We start from the raw sequence: 7,384 nt of genomic DNA, 5'->3' as shown, positions 1-7,384 counted from the left end.
GGTGCCGCGCCCTGGTCCCCCGTGGCCGATGCGACGACCACCAGCGCATCCCGTGGGCAGGACGCGACGACAAGGCCAGCAGGTACGGCATCAGCTCCGGCAGATGGCGCACGCTCAAGCGACGCGTCACCGCCCGCGACAACGGCTGCTGCTACCGCTGCGGCATCGAGCAGCCCGACCGCGAGGACGATCCCGACGGCGAGCACCAGCACCAGCTCGACCACATCAGACCGATCAGCGAGGGCGGAGCAGCCGAGGACCTCGACAACCTCGGACTCATCTGCCAGCCGTGCCACCTCGTCAAGAGCAAGGAAGAGGCCGCGCGTGCCAACAGGGCACGCCGCAAGGCCCGCTGACCCACTGGAGGACCACATGGCAGCGCATGAGCCCCCGCAGGCCTCCCAGCAGGCCGTCCAGAGCCTTCCGGAGGCTTCCCGCGGGCCGATCACGGCTCTCGTGGCCGCCGAGCTGGCCGACGAGCTGATCGCAACGGCCAACGCAGACCGTCACGCCTTCACCTGCGGAGACACCGTTGACCAGGTGGCCGCATGGCTCCGAGGCCACCGTGCCCCCAGCGCCCTCCCGGGGGAAGGGGAGTCTGGATCGCTGGACTGATCGTCTGGGGGCCCGGCGCCGTCAGTGCGGCACACACACGCTCAGAATTGTGAACTCGAAACCGGGGAAGTGACGCAGCGTCACCAGGGAAACCGCAGGTCAGGGGGTTGACATGGGGCGCACCGCGAAGCCCGCCGGGCTGAAGTTGCTGATGGGCAGGGCCGAGGGCCGCGACTCCGGGGGCCGCCCGGTCAACCCGGGGCCGGCCTTCCGACGGATCCCGCCGAAGGCCCCGACGTGGCTGTCGCGAGAGGCGGCCGCCGAGTGGCGGCGAGTCGCCCCCGGGCTCCAGCGCCTGGACCTCCTGAAGGAGGAGGACCGGGCGATGCTCGCCGCCTACTGCGAGACCTGGTCCGTGTTCGTCACCGCGACCCGCGATGTCACGGCGAAGGGGCTGACCGTCAAGCAGGTGACGACCAGGCCGGACGGGTCGACCAGCGAGAAGACGATCGCGAACCCGTCCGTGGCCATCGCGCGCAACGCCGGCCGCGAGCTGCGCGGGTTCGCGGCCCAGTTCGGCCTGAGCCCGTCCACCGAGCAGGCCCTGAGCAGGGGGGCCGACGATGGCGACGAGGACGACAACCCGTTCGCGTAAGCGGGCCGAGGCCGAGCCGGACACTCCCGTCCCCGGCGCGTACCTGGACGATGCCGAGCTGGAGCGCCTGAAGCTCTCGCCGGAGGTCGGCTGGTACCTCGTCTCCCGGGGCATCGCCCTGCCGGACTGCCCGCCGCTGATCAAGACCCCCGAGCCCCGCAACGTGCCCGGGGCCCGGTTCGACGCCGAGCGCGTCGACAAGGTCATCAAGTCGTTCTCCCTGCTGCGCCACACCAAGGGTCAGTGGGCCGGCCGTCCGCTCGTGCCCGACCCGTGGCAGGTCGCCTGGATCATCGCCCCCGTCTTCGGGTGGGTCGCGTGGGACGACGACGCCGGCATGTACGTCCGGATCATCTCCGAGCTGTACGTCGACGTCCCCCGGAAGAACGGCAAGTCGACGCTCTCGGGCGGCATCGCCATCTACATGACGTGCGCGGACGGCGAGCCCGGCGCCGAGGTCGTCGCCGCGGCGACGACGAAGGCCCAGGCCGGGTTCGTCTTCACGCCGATCAAGCAGCTCGCCGAGCGGGCGCCCAAGCTCAAGGGGCACGTCAAGGCGTACCAGGGCAAGATCATTCACCCGAAGACCGACAGCTACTTCGAGGTGATCGCGAACGCGGCGGACGCCCAGCACGGCGCGAACCTCCACGCCGGGATCATCGACGAGCTGCACGTCCACAAGAGCCCGGACCTGGTCGAGGTCATCGAGTCCGGTACCGGCTCGAGGCGGCAGCCCCTGATCGTCATCATCACCACGGCGGACAGCGGCAAGCCCGAGACGATCTACAACCGCAAGCGCACGCGCATCGAGCAGCTGGCGCGCGGCGTGCTCGAGGACCCGTCCGTGTACGGCGTGGTGTTCGCCGTGCCGAAGGACGCCGACCCGTTCGTCGAGTCGACGTGGCGGGCGGCCAACCCCGGCTTCGGGGTGTCGCCGACCCGGGCCTACCTCGCCCGCAAGGCGAGGGCCGCCCAGCAGTCGCCGGCCGACCTGGCCTCCTTCCAGCGCCTGCACCTGGGGATCAGGACCAAGCAGGTCACCAAGTTCCTGGACCTGGACGCCTGGCGCGCGAACCAGGCCCTGGTCGACGAGGTGACGCTGCGCGGCCGCGAGGCGTACGGCGGCCTGGACCTCGCCAGCGTCAGCGACCTGAACGCGCTGGCGTGGCTGTTCCCGGACGACGAGCACGGCGGCCTGGACCTGCTGCTGCGGTTCTGGACGCCCGAGGACAACCTCAAGGCGCTGGACAAGCGGACCGCCGGCGCGGCCTCCCGGTGGGTCGCCGAGGGCTGGCTGAAGACCACCCCGGGCAACGTCACCGACTACGACGCCATCGGCGACGTTGTGCGCCGGGACCTCGACCAGTTCGACGTCAAGAGCCTCGGGTTCGACCGCTGGGGGTCGACGTCGCTCACCAACGACCTCGAGGGCGAGCGGGCGCCGATGGTCGGTGTCGGCCAGGGCTACAAGACCATGAGCCCGGCACTGAAGGCCGTCAAGCGGCTGCTGCTGCAGGGCGAGCGGCAGGTGCGGCAGGGTGGCCGGCCCATGCTGCGGCACGAGGGCAACCCCGTCATGACGTGGATGATCGACAACCTCGCCGTGCAGATGGACGCCTCCGGCAACGTCAAGCCCGACCGGGCCAGCAGCGCGGACAAGATCGACGGGGTCAGCGCAGTGTGTGACGCCATGTCCGAGGTCCTCGCCCGCCCGCCCAAGCGCGTGTCCGCCTACGAGGACGCCGACTTCGAAGCGATCTGATCTGAAGGGGGTGGGCGCATGCGCTGGTGGCCGCGCCGCCGCAAGACTGCCTCCGGGCAGGTCATCGACCAGGACGGGGTGCCCGTGCTCGCCAAGGCCGCCGAGCAGTTCAGCGACCTGTCGCAGCTGGGCGGCTACCTGGCCGCCAACGGGATCCGCGTGGTGGACCCTGGGGTGCCGCTGTCGAACTACGCCGACACCGCGGCGGCCGCGCGCGTGTGGGAGACCCAGCCGTCCGTGCGGAAGGTCGTCGACTACATCGCCCGGCAGCTGTGCACGATCCCCTGGCACGTGTACGAGCGGGTCTCCGACACGGACCGGCGGCGGGTGACGGATCATCCGCTCGCGCAGCTGCTCGCGCAGCCGGCGCCGATGCGGTCTCCGGCCCGGCTGTGGCACGCGACGCTGGTGGACTGGCTGATCTACGACCGGTGGTGCCAGCAGATCCTCCCCAGCGCCGACACGTCCTCCGGGTTCGAGCTGCGGCGCAAGCCCGCCCGCAGGTTCCACGTCTTGGCCGACGATGACGACCAGGCGGACGCCCTGTACCTGATCTCATCCCGGGGGCCGGCCGAAGTGGTGCGGCTGCCCGCGCCGTACCTGTACGACCACGGGTATGCCACGGTCGGCGCGGACGGCACGTCGCCGATGCTGACGCTTCGGCAGATCCTCGCCGAGCAGGCCGAGGCGGTGGAGTGGCGGCGGTCGGTGTGGCGCAATGGTGCCCGGGTCCCGGCCGTGATCGAGCGGCCTGTCGATGCACCGGCGTGGTCCGCCACGGCGAAGCAGCGGTTCATCGCCGCGTTCAACGCCTTCATCGGCAGGGCCGGGCAGGCCGGCGGAACGCCGATCCTCGAGGACGGCATGACGCTCAAGACGGTCAACGCCTTCAACCCGCAGGAGACGCAGGACATCGAGGGCCGCAAGCTCACCGATGCCGAGGTCGCCTCGGCGTACCACATCGCACCGGAGCTGGTCGGCGCCCGCGAGGGCACCTTCAGCAACATCGACGCCTTCCGGCAGATGCTGTTCACGATCAGCCTCGGCCCGTATGTGACGCAGTGGCAGGACGTCCTCAACAGCATGCTGGTACCGCTGATCGCCCCCGGCTCCAACCTCTACGTCGAGGCGAACCTGGAAGCCAAGCTGCGCGGCAGCTTCACCGAGCAGGCCGCGCTGCTGCAGACAGCCGTGGGCGCCCCGTACATGCTGCGCAGCGAAGCCCGCGCGGTACAGAACCTGCCCCACGTCGACGGCACGGACGAGCTGGTGACGCCGCTGAACGTGGTTGTCGGCGGACTCGCCTCGCCGCGGGACACGGCGCCGGACAGCCTCCCAAAAGGTCGGGGCCGCCCCGCGTGAAGGGGCGGCCGGATGACCTGGGCACGTTCGAGACGGAGCGGGACGCCTACGCGGCGGCGCTGACCGAGTGGGCGCAGCGCCAGGCCGACGCCCTGCTGGACCGCGCGGACGCGAAGGCGGATGGGCCGCCGGACTTCTACGACCTGTGGGCCGCGCAGTCGCCGGAGCGGCAGGCCCAGCTCGCCGCGCTGATGCTCTCCTACGGCTTCCGGCTGGCGCAGATCGGCGCCTGGTCGGTCCTCGGCGTCTGGAACCCGGACGCGGACGGCTGGTCGGCGGAGGTCATGGAGGCCTGGCTCGCCGCGGCCGCCGAGACGCACGCCGCCCAGTACGAGCAGGCCGCCTACACCACGGCCACCGCCGCCGTCCGCGAGGAAGGCGACTGGCGGGAGAACCTGCGCGAGGGGCTGAACTCCTGGGTGGTGTCCGCCGGGGTGCGCGCGGTCACCGCCGCCACGGAGGCCCGCAGCTTCGGCTCGCATGATGCGGCCGGCGCCTCCGGGCTGACGCACAAGGTGTGGCGGACCGGGTCGAGCCCGCGGCCGGAGCACGCCCGCCTGAATGGCGACTCGGTGGAGCTGGGCCAGACGTTCGCCAACGGGCTGCGCTGGCCCGGCGACTCCAACGGCCGGGCTGACGAGACCGCGGGATGCAACTGCCGCCTGGACTACACACGAGAGGGGGGCTGACCCATGAAGCCCACGGTCGGGCGCATCGTTCACTACGTCAGCTACGGCACCCCCGGCGGCGAGTACACCTCGCAGTGCCGGGCGGCCATCATCACGGGCGTGCATCCCAGCGAAGGGGAAGGCAGTCTCGCCAACTTCTCCGGACCGGAGACGGTCTCTCTGGCCGTCCTCAACCCGGAGGGGATGTTCTTCAACCAGGTCTGCCGTCACTCCGAGGGTGCCCAGACGGGCGGCACCTGGCACTGGCCCGAGCGAGAGGAGGGCTGACCGTGCCCCGCACCAAGGAAGCGCACGCCCGGATCAAGGCCGCTGGCCCCGCCGACGGGCTCCAGGAAGGCCAGTTCCGGGCCCTGGTCAGCGTGTTCGGCAACGAGGACAGCGTGGGCGACGTCATCGCCCCCGGCGCGTTCGCCCAGGTCCTCGCCGAGTGGAAGGCGAGCGGCGACCCCATCCCGGTCATCTGGGCGCACAAGTGGGGCGACCCGTTCGCCCACATCGGCTCGGTGCTGGAGGCCACGGAGACGGCCGACGGCCTGGAAGTGCTCGCGCAGATCGAGGACATGGACACCAACCCGACCGCGCGCCACGTGCACGGCCTGCTGAAGGGCCGCCGCATCAAGCAGTTCAGCTTCGCCTACGACGTCGGAGAGGGCGGCTGGGTCGACACCGACGACCTCGCCAACCATCCGTGGGGCGAGTACTACGAGATCCGGAAGTTCTCCGCCCTGTACGAGGTGGGGCCGTGCCTGGTCGGCGCGAACCAGCAGACCGAGCTGCTCGCCGCCAAGGCCGCCGAGATCGTCCGCGGCGTGAAAGAGGGCAGGGTGCTGGCGGGCGCGCACTACGACCGTCTCGTCTCCGCCCACCAGGCCATCGGCGAGGTCCTCGCCGCGGCCGAACCCGAGAAGACTTTCCGGCCCCCCGCCAAGGCCGCGGGCCGGACCAATCCCGAGGAGACCGGCCACCGGCCGGCCGAGACGCCCGCCGCCGCCCCCGAGGCGCCCGCGAAGTCGTCCGGTCCGTCGCTCGCCCAGGTAGCCGCGTGGGTCACCGCACAAGAGATGACCATGAGGAGAACACTGTGACGCTGCGCGAGAAGCTCCAAGCGCTGCTGAAGGAAGCGGCGGACATCGTCGCCAAGGCGGCCGAGGAGGACGGCCGCGACTTCACCGACGACGAGGTGAAGCGGATCAACGAGATCAAGACCGAGGCGGAGGAGGTCGAGGCCAAGGTCAAGGCCGCCGACGAGGCGCAGGCCGCGGCCGCCGCGATGGCGGGCAAGGTCGCCGACCGGCCGAAGCCTCAGCTGTCCGGGGTCAAGGACCGCCAGGAGGACGCCGATGCGCACACCTTCGGCGGCCGGTTCGTGAAGTCCGGCCTGTACGCCGAGTTCCGCAAGCAGCACCCGAGCGGCGTGGGCGAAGGCTCCCCGGTCGACATCGGGCGCGTTCAGGTCGGCTCCATGAAGGAGTGGCTGGCCAGCCGCAAGGCGACCGCGGCGCCGCTGCAGGTCGCCCTCGGGAACGTCCAGCCGGTCCGGATGCCGATGGTCGACCAGGTCGACCGCGACAACCTGACGATCCTGGACCTGATCAGCCGTGGCGAGACCGCCGGGAACTTCGAATACTTGCAGGTCACCGGGGTGACCCGGAACGCGGACGTCGTGGCAGACGAGATCCTGCCGGGCGACGCGAACGTGAAGCCCACGTCGACCATGCAGACGGAGCTGGCAGAGGCGAAGGTGTACACCTACGCCGACGGTTACGACGTCACCAACCAGCTCCTGTCCGACGCGCCCGCGCTGGCGTCGTATATGGACAACGAGCTGGGCTACTCGCTGGACTGGGTGGTCGAGGACAATCTCCTCAACGGCCCCGGCACGGGCGGGAAGCCGAAGGGCATCCTGTACACGACCGGTGTGCAGGAGCTGACCTACACCCCGGGTGCGGACGCCATGGCGCAGGTCAAGGCGATCCGGCGGGCCATCACCCGGATCACCACGCTGCCGGGCGGCAACGTCACCGCGGTGCTCATGAGCCCGGAGGACGACGAGGCGTGGGACCTGCTGCAGGACGCCAATGACAGGTTCTTCGGTCAGGGGCCGTTCGGTCAGGGGCCGTCCACGTCGTGGGGGCGCACGCGTGCGCTGTCGCAGCGGCTCGCCCCGGGCACGGTCATCCTCGGCGACTGGCGGCAGGTCGCCCTGCTCGACCGTGAGGGCCTGTCCGTGCTGGCGTTCAACCAGCACAAGGACTACGCGCAGAGGAACTTGACCTACGTGCGTGCGGAGCTGCGCGCGGCTCAGGTCATCTGGAAGCCGAACCGGCTGATCGTCGTCAAGCCCGACACCGCCGGCTAAGG

The 7,384-nt window shown here is 70.8% G+C and carries 8 protein-coding genes; all 8 read left to right on the top strand.

Going from position 1 to position 7,384, the window contains the following annotated elements; genetic code table 11:
• Positions 1–11: 11 nt before the first annotated feature.
• The 8 genes from C1I97_RS03480 (at position 12) to C1I97_RS03440 (ending at position 7,382) form a co-directional block, all read left to right on the top strand.
• Complete coding sequence (locus C1I97_RS03480) at positions 12–356, top strand: HNH endonuclease (protein WP_111001750.1); 345 nt, start codon at positions 12–14, stop codon at positions 354–356.
• A gap of 371 nt (positions 357–727) precedes the next feature.
• Complete coding sequence (locus C1I97_RS03470) at positions 728–1,210, top strand: phage terminase small subunit P27 family (RefSeq protein ID WP_111001746.1); 483 nt, start codon at positions 728–730, stop codon at positions 1,208–1,210.
• Entirely contained in the window at positions 1,179–2,972 is a 1,794-nt protein-coding gene (locus tag C1I97_RS03465) for a terminase large subunit (protein ID WP_111001745.1), read from the top strand. Before C1I97_RS03470 ends, C1I97_RS03465 begins: the two co-directional genes overlap by 32 nt.
• 18 nt (positions 2,973–2,990) lie before the next feature.
• On the top strand, positions 2,991–4,334 hold the full coding sequence (locus C1I97_RS03460) for a phage portal protein (RefSeq protein WP_111001744.1): 1,344 nt from the start codon (positions 2,991–2,993) through the stop codon (positions 4,332–4,334).
• On the top strand, positions 4,331–5,023 hold the full coding sequence (locus C1I97_RS03455; protein ID WP_111001743.1) for a hypothetical protein: 693 nt from the start codon (positions 4,331–4,333) through the stop codon (positions 5,021–5,023). Before C1I97_RS03460 ends, C1I97_RS03455 begins: the two co-directional genes overlap by 4 nt.
• A gap of 3 nt (positions 5,024–5,026) precedes the next feature.
• Positions 5,027–5,290 carry a hypothetical protein gene (locus C1I97_RS03450; protein ID WP_111001742.1) on the top strand — a complete coding sequence of 88 codons (264 nt, stop codon included), beginning with the start codon at positions 5,027–5,029 and terminating at the stop codon, positions 5,288–5,290.
• 2 nt (positions 5,291–5,292) lie between these two features.
• A complete protein-coding gene (locus tag C1I97_RS03445) occupies positions 5,293–6,108 on the top strand; it encodes an HK97 family phage prohead protease (RefSeq protein WP_111001741.1) in 816 nt (271 codons plus the stop codon).
• Positions 6,105–7,382, top strand: a complete 1,278-nt coding sequence (locus C1I97_RS03440) for a phage major capsid protein (RefSeq protein WP_111001740.1) — start codon at positions 6,105–6,107, stop codon at positions 7,380–7,382. The genes C1I97_RS03445 and C1I97_RS03440 overlap by 4 nt, the downstream gene beginning before the upstream one ends.
• The last annotated feature ends 2 nt before the right edge of the window (positions 7,383–7,384 follow it).

The sequence above is a fragment of the Streptomyces sp. NTH33 genome (assembly GCF_003236365.1).
Classification (GTDB): domain Bacteria; phylum Actinomycetota; class Actinomycetes; order Streptomycetales; family Streptomycetaceae; genus Streptomyces.
The sequence above is the reverse complement of the archived record's forward strand: the minus strand, read 5'-3'. Positions and strand labels throughout refer to the sequence as shown.